We start from the raw sequence: 17,718 nt of genomic DNA, 5'->3' as shown, positions 1-17,718 counted from the left end.
AAATTATGAGCAACTCTGAAACTATCATTGCCAGTCAGACAAAAACGTCTTCCTGGCGAAAATCAGATACCACCTGGACACTGGGGCTGTTCGGTACGGCAATAGGCGCGGGCGTGCTGTTCTTCCCGATTCGCGCGGGCTTTGGCGGGCTGATACCGATTCTGCTGATGCTGCTGCTGGCCTATCCTATTGCCTTCTATTGCCACCGCGCGCTGGCGCGTCTGTGCCTGTCCGGCAGCAATCCGTCCGGCAACATTACCGAGACGGTGGAAGAGCATTTTGGTAAGACTGGCGGGGTGGTGATCACTTTCCTCTACTTCTTTGCGATTTGCCCGCTGCTGTGGATTTACGGCGTCACCATTACAAACACCTTTATGACCTTCTGGGAAAACCAGCTCCAGCTTCCCGCACTGAACCGTGGCTTTGTGGCCCTGTTCCTGCTGCTGCTGATGGCATTCGTTATCTGGTTTGGTAAAGACCTGATGGTGAAAGTGATGAGCTTCCTGGTCTTCCCGTTCATCGCCAGCCTGGTGCTGATCTCCCTGTCCCTGATCCCTTACTGGAACTCGGCGGTTATTGACCAGGTTAACCTGAGCGACATCTCCTTCACCGGACACGATGGCATTCTGGTCACCGTCTGGCTGGGGATTTCCATCATGGTCTTCTCCTTCAACTTCTCGCCAATTGTCTCCTCATTCGTGGTGTCGAAACGTGAAGAGTACGAAGGCGAATTCGGTAAAGAGTTCACCGAGCAGAAATGTTCCAAAATCATCGGTCGCGCCAGCATGCTGATGGTGGCGGTGGTGATGTTCTTCGCCTTTAGCTGCCTGTTCACGCTCTCTCCGCAGAACATGGCAGAAGCCAAAGCGCAGAACATTCCGGTGCTTTCTTACCTGGCCAACCACTTTGCTTCGCTCTCCGGGACCAAATCGACCTTCGCCACCGTGCTGGAGTACGGCGCGTCGATCATCGCTCTGGTTGCCATTTTCAAATCCTTCTTCGGCCACTACCTGGGCACGCTGGAAGGGCTGAACGGTCTGGTCCTGAAGTTTGGCTACAAAGGCGATAAGAAGAAAGTTTCCGTCGGCAAACTGAACACCATCAGCATGATCTTCATCATGGGCTCCACCTGGGTCGTGGCGTACGCCAACCCGAACATTCTGGACCTGATTGAAGCGATGGGTGCGCCGATTATCGCCTCTCTGCTGTGCCTGCTGCCGATGTATGCCATCCGCAAAACGCCAGCGCTGGCGAAATACAAAGGCAGAACCGAGAACATCTTTGTGACGGCGATTGGCCTGCTGACCATTCTGAATATCGTATACAAACTTTTCTGATTCAAAGCTCAGGATGAGCGGAGTGAAGACATGAATGAATTTCCGGTTGTATTGGTCATTAACTGTGGATCGTCATCTGTGAAGTTTTCGGTGCTGGACGCAGCGAGCTGTGACGCGCTGATGACCGGCATTGCAGATGGCGTGAACACTGAAAGTGCCTTTATATCCGTGAACGGGAGCGGGCCAGTCACCCTGGCTCGCAAGGACTACGAAGGGGCGCTGGCTGCCATCGCCCTGGAGCTGGAAAAGCGCGATTTGATGAGCAGCGTGGCCTTAATTGGCCACCGCATCGCTCACGGTGGCAGCCTGTTCAGCGAGTCCACCCTGATCACCGATAAGGTCATCGATCAGATTCGTCAGGTTTCGCCTCTGGCCCCGCTGCACAACTACGCCAATCTCAGCGGCGTGGAAGCGGCTCAGCAGTTGTTTCCCGGCGTGCAGCAGGTCGCGGTGTTTGATACCAGCTTCCACCAGACGCTCGCGCCCCAGGCCTATCTTTACGGCCTGCCATACCGCTTCTTCGAAGAGCTGGGCGTGCGCCGTTACGGGTTCCACGGCACATCGCATCGCTATGTTTCGCAACAGGCGTATTCGCTGCTGAATATTGCCGAAGCCGATAGCGGACTGGTGATTGCACACCTGGGCAACGGGGCGTCCATTTGCGCGGTCCGCAACGGGCGCAGCGTGGACACCTCCATGGGCATGACGCCGCTGGAAGGGCTGGTGATGGGGACGCGCTGCGGCGACGTCGATTTTGGCGCAATGGCCTGGATTGCACAGCAAACCGGGCAAACGCTGGAGGATCTTGAGCGCGTGGTGAATAAAGAGTCAGGTTTGCTGGGGCTTTCCGGCCTCTCGTCTGATTTACGCACGCTGGAAAAAGCCTGGCACGACGGTCACGAGCGCGCCCGCCTCGCGATTGAGACTTTTGTTCATCGCATCGCTCGCCATATCGCCGGTCACGCCGCTTCCCTGCACCGTCTGGACGGCGTGGTCTTTACGGGAGGAATTGGTGAAAACTCCAGACTGATACGCCAGCTGGTGGCCGATCACCTGAAGGTTTTCGGTATCGAGCTGGATGAGCAGAAAAATGCCCTGCCTGGTAGTGAGGGTGAACGCATCATCTCCGCTGACACCTCCCGCGTGCCGTGCGCCGTGATCCCAACCAACGAAGAAAAAATGATCGCACTGGATGCCCTCCGTCTTGGAAAGGTCCGTCTGGCTGCGGAAATCGCCTGACACAGAGAGAAACTCATGAAGGTAAATATCGATATTCGTGTCGCTCCCTACAGCGACGCGTGGGCCGGCTTTTGCGGAAATGACTGGCAGGAAAGCATTAATGTGCGGGATTTCATCCAGCAAAACTACACCCCGTACGAGGGCGATGAGCACTTTTTAGCGCCTGCCACGCCAGCCACCACGGCGCTGTGGCAGAAGGTAATGGAGGGGATTCGTCAGGAGAATGCCACTCACGCCCCCGTTGATTTCGACACCAACGTCGCGACCACCATTACCGCTCACGGGCCGGGCTATATTGAGAAAGAGCTGGAAACGATCGTCGGCCTGCAAACGGATCGTCCGCTGAAACGCGCCCTGCATCCGTATGGCGGGATCAACATGATCCGCAGCTCGTTTGAAGCCTACGGACGCGAGATGGACCCGCAGTTCGAGTATCTGTTCACCCATCTGCGTAAAACCCATAACCAGGGCGTGTTCGACGTCTATTCGCCGGAGATGATGCGTTGCCGTAAATCCGGCGTGCTCACCGGCCTGCCGGATGGATACGGGCGCGGACGTATTATTGGCGACTATCGCCGCGTGGCGCTGTACGGCATCAGCTATCTGGTGCGCGAACGTGAACTGCAGTTTGCCGATCTGCAGCCGAAAATGGAGCGCGGTGAAGAGCTGGAGGCGACCATTCGCCTGCGCGAGGAGTTGTCTGAGCACCGCCGAGCACTGCTGCAAATCCAGGAGATGGCGGCGAAATATGGGTGTGATATCTCACGTCCAGCCATGAACGCTCAGGAAGCGGTGCAGTGGCTCTACTTTGCCTATCTGGCGGCGGTAAAATCGCAGAACGGCGGGGCGATGTCCCTGGGCCGCACTGCGACCTTCCTTGATATCTATATCGAACGTGACATGAAGGCCGGGCGCCTGAATGAGCAACAGGCTCAGGAGCTGATCGACCATTTCATCATGAAGATCCGCATGGTGCGCTTCCTGCGTACCCCGGAATTCGACACCCTGTTCTCGGGCGATCCAATCTGGGCCACGGAAGTGATCGGCGGGATGGGGCTGGATGGGCGTACGCTGGTCAGCAAATCCTCGTTCCGCTATCTGCACACGCTCAATACCATGGGGCCTGCTCCGGAGCCAAACCTGACAATTCTGTGGTCAGAACAGCTGCCGATTGCCTTCAAAAAATATGCCGCGCAGATGTCGATCGCCACCTCCTCGTTGCAGTATGAAAACGACGATCTGATGCGCGCCGATTTCGACAGTGATGACTACGCCATTGCCTGCTGCGTCAGCCCGATGGTGATTGGCAAGCAGATGCAATTCTTTGGAGCGCGCGCCAACCTCGCCAAAACGCTGCTGTACGCAATCAACGGCGGGGTGGATGAGAAACTGAAAATCCAGGTCGGACCTAAAACCGAGCCGCTGCTGGATGACGTGCTGGATTACGACACCGTGATGGCGAGCCTTGACCACTTTATGGACTGGCTGGCGGTGCAGTACATCAGCGCCCTGAACCTTATCCACTTTATGCACGACAAATACAGCTATGAAGCTTCCCTGATGGCCCTGCACGACCGTGACGTGCATCGCACGATGGCCTGCGGGATTGCGGGCCTGTCGGTGGCAGCGGATTCCCTGGCGGCGATCAAGTACGCCACGGTGAAACCGGTGCGCGACCATACGGGCCTGGCCGTCGACTTCGTGATTGAAGGGGAGTATCCGCAGTACGGTAACAACGACGACCGCGTGGACAGCATCGCCTGCGATTTGGTTGAGCGCTTTATGAAGAAAATTCAGGCGCTGCCAACCTACCGCAACGCCGTGCCGACCCAGTCGATTCTGACCATCACCTCAAACGTGGTGTACGGCCAGAAAACGGGTAACACCCCGGATGGACGTCGCGGCGGAACACCGTTTGCGCCGGGCGCGAACCCGATGCACGGACGCGATCGCAAAGGGGCGGTAGCGTCGTTAACGTCTGTTGCAAAATTGCCGTTCACCTACGCCAAGGATGGGATCTCTTACACCTTCTCGATTGTGCCGCAGGCGCTGGGCAAAGACGAAGGGGTGCGTAAAACCAACCTTGTCGGCCTGCTGGACGGGTATTTCCACCACGAGGCGGCCATCGAGGGCGGGCAGCATCTGAACGTCAACGTCATGAACCGGGAAATGCTGATGGATGCCATTGAACATCCGGAGAATTATCCGAACCTGACCATCCGCGTTTCGGGCTATGCGGTGCGCTTTAATGCTCTGACGCGCGAGCAGCAGCAGGACGTTATTTCACGAACCTTTACCCAGGCCATTTAAGCCAACACCACTGAACACGCCCCCTTCGCTGAAGGGGGCTTTTTTTTGCCCGCTGCACATACAAATTTGTTTATATAATTGATCACACATCTTCATCCGGTCTTGAAAAACAATGCACCTGCTTTTCCCTCTCCCAATTTAAGGACAGTAAGATGATGAAAATAACCCGTATCGCTCTGCTCGCGCTTTCACTGGCGGGTGGTAGTTTTGCAGCGCAGGCGGCAAACGTTGAAGCCGCACCGTCCCCCTCACAAGATCCTCTTGTTCAGCATCTGAAACTCAGCAACGATCAGGTGAAGAAAATTGAAGATCTGCATCAGAAACTGGAAGACAACGTCAGCAAAATCCCGATGACCGGCGTAAAAGATGGCGCGTTGGTGGATATGTTTCAGGCCGGAAAATGGGATGAAAGCGTGGTGAAAAACCAGCTCGCGGCCTTCAGCAAGGTGGAAGAGCAGGCGCGTTATTACCGCGTGAAATACTACTTCGACGTCAGCCAGGTGCTCACGCCGGAACAGCGTAAGCAGATCAAAACGGATATGGCGAACGCGCTGAGCGAATAATTCGATGCCCGCGTTTGTCGCGGGCGTTTATGAGATAGGTGATGATGGTTTATTCTTTTGGACTGATTAAAAGAGCGTGTTAATTCACCATTCACCGTAGGGGTAGGTTTTGCCTTTAATGAATTCAGGCGTTTCTCCATAGTAGAGATAACCATTGGGGTGCTGAGTGCTCCCTTTACAGCCGTCTAGTTTATCGCCCGACAGGGTAGAGATCTTTGTTGGTTCTATGGGCAAGTTATCGCCACCGGCGGTATTTTGCAGCCAGACTCTAACTTTACCTTCTGGGGCAAGACCAAAAAGAATCGTGCTGTACCACGCTTTTTCTCCAAACATGTCTATTCCCGTTGAGATGTACATTTTTTTTCTCATAGACTCAGGGAATGTAATCCGCGTTTCATACGTTTTTTTATCGATGACTGAATCCCAGCAAAACAGCATCGTCACGGGCGGATGGCGGGCTTTATTAAACTGCGCAAAACGCATATAACGTTTATCCCATTGCTCTACGCTTGAATAATCATCCTCCACGCTATCAAGTGTTTTGAATGAATAGATAACCTTTTTGTCATCAATGAAACCCACGTAAGTGACATCAGCAGGCAACGCCTTTGGTGTAAAAAAAGCGAAGCCCAACATGCCAAACGGCATTTCGCCAGTGTTTTCTGGCGTTGAGGAGGCACCAGAATGGCAGCCTGTTATCGTCAGCATCAGCGCAAGGGAGAATAGTTTTCCATATCTCATCGTTTATTGCCGTCCATGTTGTAGGTTGTGCGCTGCCAGTTATCATCTGGGCGGTTTACAAAACTGAGCCGCAGTTTTTCATTCTCATTAATGGCGGTGGTCAGGAGAGGCGAGCTTTTGTCGGTGGGTTTGGTGAAGCGCAGGCCCTGATGATACACGCCGCCCGCAGTGCTGACGCTGCTGGAGGAGAGCTGATAAACCAGAATTTCGTTTTCATGGCGATACTGAAAGCGATTACCAATAGATTTTTCTGTTCCACAGCCTGAGGATATTTCCCCCTGACGCTCACCCGTCAGCGTTAAATAGATAACGTTGCTCACTTAATGATGTCCTTATCATTATTTAACAAAATGTATTGCGACAATTAATTATGCGGATGAGGAGTGTATCCTTTTTAATTCACTCAATAATGTCGTCAAAGTCATGGAATCAAAAAGTAAATATTATGACGCGTGAAATTTCCCGCAGGGAAATGTCGAGGTAATAAGAGGGGGATTAGTGGGGCGTTATCTTCTTGCGAAGTCTCTTGAGCTAAAAAGCTTATCAAGAGACAACGCAAAAAAATAACCAATATCACACCGGCAAATCAATCAACAGCGCGCGCAGGGGAGTGTCGGCGACCAGCGTGATGTTCGTTTCATCGCGGATAAACGCGCCATCGCCGCAGGTGAGCGCTTCTTTCTCTTCCGTGTGCGTCAGAGCATGCACCGTGCCGTGGATGGATTGTAGGTAGGCACGCGGCCCGTGGAGCTGGAAGCTCGCCTGTTCACCTTTTTTCAGCTCGATATGGTGCAGCCACACCTGCTGGCGCAGTTGCAGACTGCCGTGACTGCCATCCGGGGACGCAATCAGCTGTTGCTTGTCGCCGCTCAGGTTGAGCTTTTGCACCAGCGGGTTTTCCCGCTCCGGGCAGGCGTCCAGCCACAGCTGCATACGCGTCAGCGTTTTGTCTTTGCTGAGATTATGTTCGCTGTAGCTAATGCCTGGCTGCGTTGATATCAGCAACGCTTCGCCCGCCTTCGCCTGGACATGGTTGCCCTCGCTATCGCGATATTCTGCTTCACCTTCCAGTATCAGATTCAGGATATCCACTTTCGGGTACGTGCGTGGCTGGAAGGAAGCGCCCGGTGCGAGAACTTCCTGATTCAGCACGCGCAGTGAGGCGTAACCGAGCAGTTTTGGGTCAAAGTAGTGTCCAAAGGAAAAGGTGTAGCGGGCCTGCAGCCAACCAAAATCGGCTTGTCCGCACTGTTTTGCTGTTCTTGTCGTAATCATAAAACTGACCTCTCTTTACACTAAAACAATGGTAAAGGTATGGACGCTTCATTGTTAGCCAGATATTCTGCCCGGTATGTTCAAATTTCCTGAATGAGAACGAGATGGCAAAAGAGAGAGCATTGACGCTTGAGGCGCTACGCGTCATGGACGCGATAGACCGGCGTGGCAGCTTTGCCGCTGCGGCAGACGAGCTAGGGCGGGTTCCGTCGGCCCTGAGTTACACCATGCAAAAGCTGGAAGAAGAGCTGGATGTGGTGCTTTTCGACCGCTCCGGTCACCGAACAAAATTCACGAATGTTGGGCGTATGCTGCTGGAGCGCGGACGCGTTCTGCTGGAGGCCGCCGATAAACTGACCACCGACGCCGAAGCGCTGGCACGCGGCTGGGAAACGCACCTGACGCTGGTCACCGAGGCGCTGGTGCCGACATCGGCCCTGTTCCCACTGGTCGAGCGCCTGGCCGCCAAAGCCAATACGCAGCTCTCTGTCATTACCGAAGTGCTGGCAGGCGCGTGGGAGCGGCTGGAGACGGGCAGGGCGGACATTGTGATCGCCCCCGATATGCACTTTCGCTCCTCGTCCGAAATCAACTCGCGCAAGCTCTACAGCGTGATGAACGTATATGTGGCTGCACCGGATCACCCGATTCATCAGGAGCCGGAGCCACTATCCGAAGTGACGCGTGTGAAATATCGCGGCGTGGCGGTGGCGGATACCGCACGTGAGCGCCCTGTGCTCACGGTGCAGCTGTTGGATAAACAGCCGCGTCTGACGGTGACCTCTCTGGAAGACAAGCGTCAGGCGCTGTTAGCGGGCCTCGGGGTGGCGACAATGCCTTATCCGTTTGTGGAAAAAGATATCGCCGAAGGGCGCTTGCGCGTGGTCAGCCCGGAATACACCAACGAGGTGGATATCATCATGGCATGGCGCCGTGACAGCATGGGCGAGGCCAAGTCCTGGTGCTTACGCGAAATCCCAAAACTGTTCGCGCATAATAAGTAGTGCAGTGTGCAGGCCCGGATCGCGACGCGTCACCGGGCAATGCTCACGGCTGTAATTTTGGATCTGGCCCAAAGCGGTTTTCGCCCGCTGTACCGGCCTGGCAGTTAAAGGCCAGAATGATCAGCCAGCCCACGATCGGGATCAAAATCAGCAGCAGCCACCACGCCGAACGATCCGTGTCGTGGAGCCTGCGGAACAGTACCGCCAGCGACGGCAAAAAGACCAGGAGTGCGTAGATTGTGGTGAGAATGCCTTCGCCACCTGCGCGGTCCCACCCCAGAATTTTATCAACGATACCCAGCACCAGGGTGAGGATGAAGTTCACCAGAACGAACATCCAGTACTCTTTGCGACGAGCGCGACCACTAAACCCAACGTAATTTCTCAGTACTTTTAGATACCAGTCCATTTGTATGCCTCGATAATCAGACAATCTCTTGTTTTTTAAGCGATCGAGGTAAGGATAGTTGCAGATAGTGAAATAAAAAAGGGCATCCATGGATGCCCTTAAAATTTAGCGAAAACGTGTATCGCGGCCGTGCGGTTCGTTCAGATCCTGCCACGGCCCGATGGAGATAATCCCCGTAGGGTTAATCGTTTTGTGGCTGCGATAGTAGTGGGTGCGGATGTGGTTAAAATCGACGGTTTCCGCGATGCCCTCCATCTGGTAAATATCCCGCAGGAAACCATACAGATTCAGGTAGTCGCTGATGCGGTGTTTGTCGCATTTAAAGTGGGTGACGTACACCGGATCGAAGCGCACCAGCGTGGTCCACAGGCGAATGTCGGCTTCTGTCAGGCGGTCGCCCGTCAGATAGCGGTGCTGCCCGAGAATTTGTTCCAGACGCGCCAGGGATTCAAACACCTTGCTGACCGCTTCGTCGTAGGCCTCCTGGCTGGTCGCGAAACCGGCCTTATAGACGCCGTTATTGACGTTGTCGTAAATCCAGCTGTTCAGTTCATCGATCTTATCGCGCAGCTCTGGCGGATAATAATCACCCGCCCGTGCACCGTGCGCGTCAAACGCTGTATTAAACATGCGAATGATCTCGGCGGATTCATTGCTGACGATAGTCTGGTTTTTCTTATCCCACAGAACAGGTACGGTGACGCGTCCGGTGTAGTGCGGGTCTGCGCGCAGATAGAGCTGGTAGAGGAAATCGTGGTGGTAAAGGTCGTCGCCGGTGGCCGCCGGAAAATCCCTGTCGAAGGTCCAGCCGTTTTCCAGCATCAGCGGATTCACCACAGAAACCGGAATTAACGCGTCCAGCCCTTTGAGTTTGCGCACGATAAGCGTTCTGTGCGCCCACGGACAGGCGAGGGAAACATACAGATGATAGCGATCTTTCTCCGCCGCAAAGCCGCCTTCACCGCTAGGGCCGGGGGCACCATCGGCGGTGAGCCAGTTACGGAAGGCCGAAACAGAGCGCTTGAAGCGTCCTCCAGTGGATTTGGTGTCATACCAGATATCCTGCCAGACGCCGTCGACTAATTGTCCCATTGATTCCTCCGTCTTTATTCCGTCTTCAAATAGCAAAAGCGAGGAGATATCTCCTCGCTTTTTTATTCAGTATAGCGTGCTTACCACTTCTTATTCAGAACACGGTCGATGCTGAATGCGCCAGGACCGGTGATAGCCAGCAGCAGGAAACCGCCTGCGATGGTCAGGTTTTTCATGAACATCAGGGAGTTCATCCCTTCCGCAAAGTTGCTGTGGAAGATGAACGCGGTCAGCAGGGTGAAGCCTGCGGTGAACAGCGCCGTGGTACGCGTCAGGAAGCCGAACAGAACCGCCAGGCCGCCGCCAAACTCAAGCAGGATGGTCAGTGGCAGCAGGAACCCTGGGACGCCCATGGCTTCCATGTACTGTTGCGTACCGGCATAACCGGTGATTTTGCCCCAGCCCGCGGTGATAAACAGAATTGGCATCAGAATGCGTGCAACCAGTAAACCAACATCTTCTAATTTTTTCATTTTACTCTCCAGAAAACCACTTACGCGGCTGACGATTTTTTGTGTGCAAATCCGGGTAGATACCGCGTGTTTGCTGTCGATGGAGAGGATAATAAACGTGACGAATGACAATTGTTAGCAAGGAAAACTGTCAATCTTCTTCAAAGATATTGAGTGAGAGTTGCGAATGAAGGGAAGAGGGAAAATAGAAGCCGGGTAAGACGGAATCGCCACCCGGCATAAAGAGCAGTGGTGTCAGGAACGTAACTGCTGCTGACGTAGCGTTGATTTGACCAGACGCCATGCACTCCAGGCGCCAAAGCCACGTCTGGCCCAGCGGACCAGCATGCTGGGGTGACGAACGGACCAGACGGCCATCACGCTACTGCCTACCAGCACCCAGGAGCGCAAGCTCAGTAACGTGTTCCAGCCATGATCGTACGAACGGGTCACTTCCAGCCAGTCGCGACGGCAGGCAGTCAGATCCAGCCGTTGCTGCTGGATCTGGCTTAGCAGATACGCTTTGCGCTTGCGACGCTCTGTTGTGCTACTCACGGCTTGTCATCCTCCAGCAGTGCGCGATCGTTGGCCAGCTCCTGACGGGTATGACGCAGCAGCGTAGAACTGCGCGCTTTATACATCGTCCAGATCCCGCCAATCAGTGCGGCCACCAACAGCACAACCGTTGTGGCGATCATCGCGTTGAGGCGATACTGCGGATCAATCGCCCAGATGATTAACACCATCAGGCTCATCAGCCCAAATGCGGCGAAGAGCATGGTGAGCCCCAGCATCAGCAGCATCTGGAAGAGATTCGCTTTCTCCTCTTCCAGCTCCACCACTGCCAGTCGAACTCGCGTTTCGGCAATACCCACCAGCGTCGTCAAAATACGCTGGCCGATGCCGAGGACGTTTTTAGCCGGCCCTTGTGCGTGACGTGGATCGTCCATGATTAACGACGCGTCAGCAGAACGCCCAGAACCACGCCCACCGCGGCGCCAATACCTACGCCGGTCCATGGGTTATCGCGCACATACTCATCGGCCTTCGCAGCGGCTTCACGGGTCTGTTTAGCCAGCGCATCACCGGTTTCACCCAGGCGATGACGGCTCTCTTTCAGCGCGCTTTCCGCTTTAGAGCGCAGCTTGCTCAGCTCTTCTTTGGATTTGTCCGTTGAAGAGTTCAGTACCTCTTCCAGGGTATCCGCCAGGGATTTCAACTCAGCGCGCAGATGTTCTGAAGTAGTATCTTTAGACATGATTTTCTCCTGTTGAGATTTCCGTTAACTCAATAATCGCGAGCTTCCAGGGCTTTCAGTTCTTCCTCGGCCTCTTTCAGCTTATCTTCACGCTTAGCAATCTTCTCCGCATCCCCTTTCTCTTTCGCTTCTTTCAGGTCTTGACGGCGTTCAGCAATCTCGTCCTTCTGTTCAGCGATTTTCTTTTGGTGATCGGCACGCAGCTTGCTATCCGAGCAGTTGGCTTTCACTTCGCTCAGCGCTTTTTTCAGACCGTCGATACGGTGCTGGTTGTTATGCTTTTCGGCATAACTGATTTCGCGCTGGATGTCCTTTTCTTTCTCCTGACAGAGAGTGTTCGCAAAGGACGCGGTGCTCAAAGACAAAAGGGCCAAAGCCAGAGTGATGCGGTATTTCATTGTAGAAACCTTCCATTGTGTTACGGCAGTCCGAAGAGTATGCCGCGTTTCCAGTGTCATGCGGAGAACATCTGAGGGGTGCTCCGCGTACTTAAGCATAGTAAGTAAACGGGGTTATCACCAAAGTGAGTGAAAAGATTCAGAATCCTGGTAATTATCCAAACCGGTGCGAGGTGTCTCGCAGGCGCGTTAACCACAATGCGGTCTGACTCTCATCGTCCTGCAGTGCAACGATATAACCCCGCGGCAGGGAGCGGTCTAGCACCTCTTTCGCGGCGGCGCTTTGAGCACTGGAGTCAAACTTAATCAGCAAAACGTCGTCCTGCGGCGTAATGCTTTTAAAACGAATTCCGTTGGCATCAAGGTGGTGCCAGACAGAAAAACCGTCCGGCACGCTGGCACCCTGGTTCATCGGGCGAATGGCCAGCGTCGATTCCTGATGCTGAACCGCCGTCCAGATAAGCACCATCGCGCTGAGGATCATCAGCGCGATCAGGGCGTAGGACAACCGGCGCAGGGAATGCGGCGAGATGACCATATTAATCCCTGGCCCCGTATTTTTTCTTCAGCAGCACGTATACCGAACCGAGCAGACCAAAGACCAGCAGCACCACCGGCAGCAGCATCAGGCAGGACATCAGCTGATCTTCATATTTCAGGAACACCGGCGTTTTGCCCAGCAGGTAGCCGAGGGTCGTCAGAATCAGCACCCACAGCAGACCGCTCATCCAGTTGAAGAACTGGAAACGGGTACTGCTCAGGCCAGAAAGCCCCGCGATGGTCGGCAAAAGGGTACGGACGAAAGCGATGAAACGCGCAATCAGCAGCGCGGAGAGGCCATGCTTGTGGAACAGATGGTGTGCGCGCTGGTGATAGTGGGCCGGCAGATGAGATAGCCAGTTCTGAACGATCCGCGTATTACCAAGCCAGCGTCCCTGAATGTAGCTCAGCCAGCAGCCAAGGCTGGCAGCGATAGTGAGCAGTAACACCGTTTGCGGAAATGCCATGGCCCCTTTAGCGCATAACACGCCGACCAGCACCAGAAGGCTGTCACCCGGCAGAAAGGCGGCAGGAAGCAGTCCGTTCTCAAGGAACAGAATCATAAACAAGACGAAATAGAGCATGCCTATCATGGACGGATTGGCCAGGGTTTCGAAATCCTGAGCCCATAAGGCGTTCAGTAATTGGGTCAAAAGTTCCATTCAGTGTTCCTGGAAATCGGTTAACGTCTCGCCTGTTATTCGGGGTAAACAGCTCAGCGACATCGTTTATGATTTCATTATGGTCGCTCGCGGACACATTGTGGTGGCCAGAACTGATCCCTGTTTAATGGCTAGGTAAGCAAGCACTAACTAAAAAATGCAATTTGCATCCAATTGTAACAAAGCCCAACGTAATACGTCACAGATTTTGCGATCGGCCGGGGAAATGATTTTGGCCTATGGAGAGGAAGTGACGCGAGGGTATTTACACAGGCTGACACTATATATGTTTACTGACTCACAGCGAGCCGGAAGGCGCAGCGGTGCGCCTGCCAGCGATAAGGGGAACTATTTTGCCTGACTGGTTGCGGTATCGAGATGAACCACCGGATTATCGGCAAAAAGATAGCGGTCGGCATTAAATTCAAAGTCGTCGCTGGTTTCGTTGAACAGCATCAGCTTGGTGTTTTCCAGATGCTGCCACATCGCCAGTTTCGCCGCATGCGGGTCTTTACGAATCAGCGCTTTAAGGATCTGATCGTGATCATCGCACCAGTTGTCGACAGTACGGGAATCAATGTGATCGTGTAATTTCTTCCAGTACGGGTTGTGAACGCGCTGAGTCCACATTTTTTCGACGATTGCAGCGAGGGCGGTATTTTGCGTCGCCAGCGCCACCTGAACGTGGAACTGCAGGTCCCATTCGGAGTCGCGGAAACATTTTTCTTTGCGCGCCTGATCCTGGATTTCCATCAGTTTCATGATGTCCTGCTTGGTCACCTGGGTCGCGGCAAATTCCGCAATGTTGCTTTCGATCAGCTGACGGGCCTGGAGCAGTTCAAACGGACCGTAGCTGGCGAACTCCAGACTTTCATCCGGCACCGGGGAGTGTTTTGGCAGATTGGAAATCACATGAATGCCGGAGCCTTTGCGCACCTCAACGTAACCTTCTACCTCGAGCATGATGATCGCTTCACGCACCACGGTGCGGCTGACGCTCTTTTCATCAGCAATAAAGCGTTCGGCTGGCAGTTTATCACCGACGAGATAGACACCTTGCTCGATGCGATCTTTCAGCTCGGCAGCAAGTTGCTGATACAAACGACGTGATTCGGTGATTTCCATATGCGCTCCAGGCAGGGTACGGCGGATGATTTGTTATACCACTTTTGCGAGCCAGTCTCCAGATTTCCCCATGAAAAAGCCGCCCGGAGGCGGCTTTAGTTGATCTCAGATCAAACCCTAACTTTGTTCGGCGGGTCCACCCACCGAGCTATTGAGTAGCTCCTCGGCAGACTGGTTCTTCAGTACCGTCCAGATCACCACGGCACCCATCAGGTCGAAGATAGCCAGCACGGCGAACAGCGGGCTGAAGCCGATGGTGTCAGCCAGTGCACCGACCACCAGAGCAAACAGGGTGCTCGCAGTCCAGGCGGCCATCCCGGTCAGGCCGTTGGCGGTCGCCACTTCGTTGCGTCCAAAGACGTCAGAAGAGAGGGTAATCAGTGCGCCAGACAGAGACTGGTGCGCAAAACCACCGATACACAGCAGGCCGATTGCCACGTATGGGCTGGTGAACAAGCCGATCATCCCTGGGCCAATCATCAGCAGTGCGCCCATGGTCACCACCATTTTGCGGGACACGATCAGGTTCACGCCGAACCAACGCTGGAACAGCGGTGGCAGGTAGCCGCCGACGATACAGCCGAGGTCAGCAAACAGCATTGGCATCCAGGCGAACATCGCGATTTCTTTCAGGTTAAAGCCGTAGACTTTAAACATGAACAGCGGGATCCAGGCGTTAAATGTGCCCCAGGCCGGTTCTGCCAGGAAGCGCGGCAGTGCAATACCCCAGAACTGACGGGTACCCAGAATCTGCCAGACGGACATTTTTTTACCGTTGTTGGTCTGGTGATGGGATTCCTGACCACCAATGATGTAGTCGCGTTCTTCGTCAGACAGTTTCTTCTGATCGCGCGGGTGTTTGTAGAAGATCAGCCACGCCATCGCCCAGGCAAAGCTCAGCACACCGGAAATAATGAACGCTAACTGCCAGCTGTGCATCACAATCGCCCACACGACCAGCGGCGGAGCAATCATCGCACCGATAGAGGAACCGACGTTGAAGTAGCCTACAGCGATAGAACGCTCTTTTGCCGGGAACCACTCAGAGCTGGCTTTCAGACCCGCAGGGATCATCGCCGCTTCTGCCGCACCGACCGCACCACGCGCCAGTGCCAGTCCACCCCAGCTGCCTGCCAGCGCTGTTGCGCCGCAGAAGATAGCCCAGGTCACGGCGAAGAAGGCGTAGCCCACTTTGGTACCGAGGATATCGAGAAGGTAGCCCGCAACTGGCTGCATGATGGTATAAGCCGCGGAGTAGGCCGCGATAATGTAGGAATACTGCTGTGTGGAGATGTGCAGCTCTTCCATTAGCGTTGGCGCAGCCGCCGCTATGGTGTTACGCGTCAGGTAGCCCAGCACGGTGCCGAGCGTCACCAGTGCAATCATGTACCAACGTAACCCTTTAATTTTACGCATGTAAAACCTCATCGTTATAGTATTGCCGCGCCGGGGCACGGTACATCTCGACCGTTGCCGGGAGCTGTCTTGTAACGGGAGGGCGTAGCCGGGAGTGACTCCCGGAACGGCCCGAACCTTGCCAGTTGTAATCGTGCATAAGTCGGTATCCGTACCGCTAATTCCGATGATTTCACACCGGTAATGCATTCCGTCGGCATATATGTTGCGACGGCAAAAAGATAACTTGTCATACAACTTTAAAAGGTGAGTGACATCACAAAAGTGTGAATCTTTGTAGGGTCATTATTCACCCCACGCAAAGCCAGGATTGGCGCGGGTTACGACGGGGTTTGCTCCTTTAGGGGTAATTTATTTGTCGACGTTTATTGATCTAACTCACGAAAAAAACATCGGTCTCTGGAAATTGGTGTGATAACTTTGCAGCATCTGAACATAAGCAATAGCTTTCTGACGCTCTCGTTATAGAGGAAGACGATAATGACGCCGTTTATGACCGAAGATTTCCTGTTAGATACCGAATTTGCCCGCCGTCTGTACCACGACTACGCAAAAGATCAGCCGATTTTCGACTACCACTGCCATTTACCACCGCAGCAGGTTGCCGAAAATTACCGTTTCAAAAACCTGTATGACATCTGGCTGAAGGGTGACCACTACAAATGGCGCGCGATGCGCACCAACGGCGTGGCCGAGCGCCTGTGTACCGGCGACGCGTCGGACCGCGAGAAGTTTGACGCCTGGGCCGCGACCGTGCCGCACACTATCGGCAACCCTCTCTACCACTGGACCCATCTGGAATTGCGTCGTCCGTTCGGTATCACCGGCAAACTGCTTTCGCCTTCAACTGCTGACGAGATCTGGAACCAGTGCAACGAGCTGCTGGCGCAGGATAAATTCTCCGCGCGCGGCATCATGAAGCAGATGAATGTGAAAATGGTCGGCACTACTGACGATCCGATTGATACGCTGGAACACCACGCGGTTGTCGCTAAAGACACCTCTTTTGATGTCAAAGTGCTGCCAAGCTGGCGCCCGGATAAAGCGTTCAACATTGAGCAGGCGACCTTTGGCGACTACATGGTGAAGCTTGCCGAAGTGTCTGACACCGATATCCGTCGTTTCACCGATCTGCAAACGGCGCTCACCAAACGTCTGGACCACTTTGCGGCTCACGGCTGTAAAGTTTCTGACCATGCGCTCGACGTCGTGTTGTTTGCGGAAGCGAATGAATCCGAGCTGGACAGTATCCTGGCGCGTCGTCTGGCGGGTGAGTCCCTGAACGAACACGAAGTGGCTCAGTTCAAAACGGCCGTGCTGGTCTTCCTCGGCGCGGAATACGCGCGTCGCGGCTGGGTGCAGCAGTACCACATCGGTGCACTGCGCAACAACAACCAGCGCCAGTTCAAACTGCTGGGTGCCGACGTGGGCTTCGACTCCATCAACGACCGCCCGATGGCGGAAGAGCTGTCAAAACTGCTGAGCAAACAGAACGAACAAAACCTGCTGCCAAAAACCATTCTTTACTGCCTGAACCCGCGCGACAACGAAGTGCTGGGCACCATGATCGGTAACTTCCAGGGCGAAGGGATGCCAGGCAAGATGCAGTTTGGTTCCGGCTGGTGGTTCAACGATCAGAAAGACGGCATGGAACGTCAGATGACGCAGCTGGCGCAGCTGGGCCTGTTGAGCCGTTTCGTGGGGATGCTGACCGACAGCCGTAGTTTCCTCTCTTATACCCGCCATGAATATTTCCGCCGCATTCTGTGCCAGATGATTGGCCGCTGGGTAGCTGCGGGTGAAGCGCCAGCCGATATCCAGCTGCTGGGCGAAATGGTGAAAAACATCTGCTTTAACAATGCGCGCGACTACTTCGCCATTGAACTGAACTAAGGCC

General features: G+C 54.3%; 20 protein-coding genes. 6 read left to right on the top strand and 14 right to left on the bottom strand.

Going from position 1 to position 17,718, the window contains the following annotated elements:
* Positions 1 to 5 precede the first annotated feature (5 nt).
* The 4 genes from tdcC (at position 6) to C0560_RS17985 (ending at position 5,449) form a co-directional block, all read left to right on the top strand.
* Positions 6 to 1,337, top strand: a complete 1,332-nt coding sequence (gene tdcC, locus C0560_RS18000) for a threonine/serine transporter TdcC (protein ID WP_100778797.1) — start codon at positions 6 to 8, stop codon at positions 1,335 to 1,337.
* 30 nt (positions 1,338 to 1,367) lie between these two features.
* Complete coding sequence (gene tdcD / locus C0560_RS17995) at positions 1,368 to 2,576, top strand: propionate kinase (protein WP_123428279.1); 1,209 nt, start codon at positions 1,368 to 1,370, stop codon at positions 2,574 to 2,576.
* A gap of 15 nt (positions 2,577 to 2,591) precedes the next feature.
* On the top strand, positions 2,592 to 4,886 hold the full coding sequence (gene pflB / locus C0560_RS17990; protein WP_123428281.1) for a formate C-acetyltransferase: 2,295 nt from the start codon (positions 2,592 to 2,594) through the stop codon (positions 4,884 to 4,886).
* Positions 4,887 to 5,038: 152 nt separating this feature from the next.
* A complete protein-coding gene (locus C0560_RS17985) occupies positions 5,039 to 5,449 on the top strand; it encodes a Spy/CpxP family protein refolding chaperone (protein ID WP_248859212.1) in 411 nt (136 codons plus the stop codon).
* 84 nt (positions 5,450 to 5,533) lie between these two features.
* On the opposite strand, the gene C0560_RS17980 is transcribed toward C0560_RS17985, so the two are convergent.
* The 3 genes from C0560_RS17980 to C0560_RS17970 form a co-directional block, all read right to left on the bottom strand.
* A complete protein-coding gene (locus C0560_RS17980) occupies positions 5,534 to 6,190 on the bottom strand; it encodes a DUF2931 family protein (protein WP_248859211.1) in 657 nt (218 codons plus the stop codon).
* Entirely contained in the window at positions 6,187 to 6,510 is a 324-nt protein-coding gene (tssD, locus tag C0560_RS17975) for a type VI secretion system tube protein TssD (protein WP_142503652.1), read from the bottom strand. Before tssD ends, C0560_RS17980 begins: the two co-directional genes overlap by 4 nt.
* 253 nt (positions 6,511 to 6,763) lie before the next feature.
* Complete coding sequence (locus C0560_RS17970; protein ID WP_100778801.1) at positions 6,764 to 7,465, bottom strand: pirin family protein; 702 nt, start codon at positions 7,463 to 7,465, stop codon at positions 6,764 to 6,766.
* 104 nt (positions 7,466 to 7,569) lie between these two features.
* Between C0560_RS17970 and C0560_RS17965 the strand changes: the two genes are divergently transcribed.
* A complete protein-coding gene (locus tag C0560_RS17965) occupies positions 7,570 to 8,469 on the top strand; it encodes a LysR family transcriptional regulator (protein WP_100778803.1) in 900 nt (299 codons plus the stop codon).
* Between the two features lie 43 nt (positions 8,470 to 8,512).
* On the opposite strand, the gene C0560_RS17960 is transcribed toward C0560_RS17965, so the two are convergent.
* The 11 genes from C0560_RS17960 to C0560_RS17910 form a co-directional block, all read right to left on the bottom strand.
* Complete coding sequence (locus C0560_RS17960; RefSeq protein WP_102104846.1) at positions 8,513 to 8,878, bottom strand: DUF805 domain-containing protein; 366 nt, start codon at positions 8,876 to 8,878, stop codon at positions 8,513 to 8,515.
* A 105-nt stretch (positions 8,879 to 8,983) separates the two neighbouring features.
* Complete coding sequence (locus C0560_RS17955) at positions 8,984 to 9,970, bottom strand: glutathione S-transferase family protein (protein WP_248859210.1); 987 nt, start codon at positions 9,968 to 9,970, stop codon at positions 8,984 to 8,986.
* 80 nt (positions 9,971 to 10,050) lie between these two features.
* The gene (locus C0560_RS17950) at positions 10,051 to 10,443 is read right to left on the bottom strand and encodes a DoxX family protein (RefSeq protein WP_184957379.1); all 393 of its coding nucleotides are present in this window, start codon (positions 10,441 to 10,443) and stop codon (positions 10,051 to 10,053) included.
* A gap of 234 nt (positions 10,444 to 10,677) precedes the next feature.
* Positions 10,678 to 10,977 carry a YqjK-like family protein gene (locus tag C0560_RS17945; RefSeq protein WP_100778806.1) on the bottom strand — a complete coding sequence of 100 codons (300 nt, stop codon included), beginning with the start codon at positions 10,975 to 10,977 and terminating at the stop codon, positions 10,678 to 10,680.
* On the bottom strand, positions 10,974 to 11,372 hold the full coding sequence (locus C0560_RS17940) for a phage holin family protein (RefSeq protein ID WP_123428289.1): 399 nt from the start codon (positions 11,370 to 11,372) through the stop codon (positions 10,974 to 10,976). The genes C0560_RS17945 and C0560_RS17940 overlap by 4 nt, the downstream gene beginning before the upstream one ends.
* A 2-nt stretch (positions 11,373 to 11,374) precedes the next feature.
* Positions 11,375 to 11,680, bottom strand: a complete 306-nt coding sequence (locus C0560_RS17935; RefSeq protein WP_100778808.1) for a YqjD family protein — start codon at positions 11,678 to 11,680, stop codon at positions 11,375 to 11,377.
* A 29-nt stretch (positions 11,681 to 11,709) separates the two neighbouring features.
* A complete protein-coding gene (locus C0560_RS17930; RefSeq protein WP_100778809.1) occupies positions 11,710 to 12,078 on the bottom strand; it encodes a DUF1090 domain-containing protein in 369 nt (122 codons plus the stop codon).
* Between the two features lie 154 nt (positions 12,079 to 12,232).
* Complete coding sequence (mzrA, locus tag C0560_RS17925) at positions 12,233 to 12,616, bottom strand: EnvZ/OmpR regulon moderator MzrA (protein ID WP_100778810.1); 384 nt, start codon at positions 12,614 to 12,616, stop codon at positions 12,233 to 12,235.
* 1 nt (position 12,617) lies between these two features.
* Positions 12,618 to 13,280 (bottom strand): DedA family general envelope maintenance protein YqjA, encoded by a 663-nt coding sequence (yqjA, locus tag C0560_RS17920; RefSeq protein WP_100778811.1) that lies wholly within the window; start codon positions 13,278 to 13,280, stop codon positions 12,618 to 12,620.
* 348 nt (positions 13,281 to 13,628) lie between these two features.
* Entirely contained in the window at positions 13,629 to 14,405 is a 777-nt protein-coding gene (gene exuR, locus C0560_RS17915; protein ID WP_100778812.1) for a transcriptional regulator ExuR, read from the bottom strand.
* 117 nt (positions 14,406 to 14,522) lie between these two features.
* Positions 14,523 to 15,821, bottom strand: coding sequence for an MFS transporter (locus C0560_RS17910; protein ID WP_100778813.1), 1,299 nt, complete (start codon positions 15,819 to 15,821; stop codon positions 14,523 to 14,525).
* Between the two features lie 480 nt (positions 15,822 to 16,301).
* Here C0560_RS17910 and uxaC point away from each other — a divergent pair, with 480 nt between their 5' ends.
* Complete coding sequence (gene uxaC, locus C0560_RS17905; RefSeq protein WP_248859209.1) at positions 16,302 to 17,714, top strand: glucuronate isomerase; 1,413 nt, start codon at positions 16,302 to 16,304, stop codon at positions 17,712 to 17,714.
* Positions 17,715 to 17,718 lie beyond the last annotated feature (4 nt).

It is taken from the genome of Lelliottia sp. AC1, from assembly GCF_023278595.1.
GTDB classification, from domain to species: Bacteria; Pseudomonadota; Gammaproteobacteria; order Enterobacterales; family Enterobacteriaceae; genus Enterobacter; species Enterobacter nimipressuralis.
This window is presented reverse-complemented; position numbering and strand designations above follow the sequence as displayed.

Bases quoted from the DNA above. Each gene is read 5' to 3' on its own strand.
- exuR (WP_100778812.1), bottom strand. From the start codon at position 14,405: ATGGAAATCACCGAATCACGTCGTTTGTATCAGCAACTTGCTGCCGAG.
- C0560_RS17930 (WP_100778809.1), bottom strand. From the start codon at position 12,078: ATGAAATACCGCATCACTCTGGCTTTGGCCCTTTTGTCTTTGAGCACC.
- C0560_RS17965 (WP_100778803.1), top strand. From the start codon at position 7,570: ATGGCAAAAGAGAGAGCATTGACGCTTGAGGCGCTACGCGTCATGGAC.
- C0560_RS17910 (WP_100778813.1), bottom strand. From the start codon at position 15,821: ATGCGTAAAATTAAAGGGTTACGTTGGTACATGATTGCACTGGTGACG.
- tdcD (WP_123428279.1), top strand. From the start codon at position 1,368: ATGAATGAATTTCCGGTTGTATTGGTCATTAACTGTGGATCGTCATCT.
- C0560_RS17960 (WP_102104846.1), bottom strand. From the start codon at position 8,878: ATGGACTGGTATCTAAAAGTACTGAGAAATTACGTTGGGTTTAGTGGT.
- C0560_RS17935 (WP_100778808.1), bottom strand. From the start codon at position 11,680: ATGTCTAAAGATACTACTTCAGAACATCTGCGCGCTGAGTTGAAATCC.
- C0560_RS17970 (WP_100778801.1), bottom strand. From the start codon at position 7,465: ATGATTACGACAAGAACAGCAAAACAGTGCGGACAAGCCGATTTTGGT.
- C0560_RS17980 (WP_248859211.1), bottom strand. From the start codon at position 6,190: ATGAGATATGGAAAACTATTCTCCCTTGCGCTGATGCTGACGATAACA.
- C0560_RS17955 (WP_248859210.1), bottom strand. From the start codon at position 9,970: ATGGGACAATTAGTCGACGGCGTCTGGCAGGATATCTGGTATGACACC.
- tdcC (WP_100778797.1), top strand. From the start codon at position 6: ATGAGCAACTCTGAAACTATCATTGCCAGTCAGACAAAAACGTCTTCC.
- uxaC (WP_248859209.1), top strand. From the start codon at position 16,302: ATGACGCCGTTTATGACCGAAGATTTCCTGTTAGATACCGAATTTGCC.
- C0560_RS17940 (WP_123428289.1), bottom strand. From the start codon at position 11,372: ATGGACGATCCACGTCACGCACAAGGGCCGGCTAAAAACGTCCTCGGC.
- pflB (WP_123428281.1), top strand. From the start codon at position 2,592: ATGAAGGTAAATATCGATATTCGTGTCGCTCCCTACAGCGACGCGTGG.
- yqjA (WP_100778811.1), bottom strand. From the start codon at position 13,280: ATGGAACTTTTGACCCAATTACTGAACGCCTTATGGGCTCAGGATTTC.
- mzrA (WP_100778810.1), bottom strand. From the start codon at position 12,616: ATGGTCATCTCGCCGCATTCCCTGCGCCGGTTGTCCTACGCCCTGATC.
- C0560_RS17950 (WP_184957379.1), bottom strand. From the start codon at position 10,443: ATGAAAAAATTAGAAGATGTTGGTTTACTGGTTGCACGCATTCTGATG.
- C0560_RS17985 (WP_248859212.1), top strand. From the start codon at position 5,039: ATGATGAAAATAACCCGTATCGCTCTGCTCGCGCTTTCACTGGCGGGT.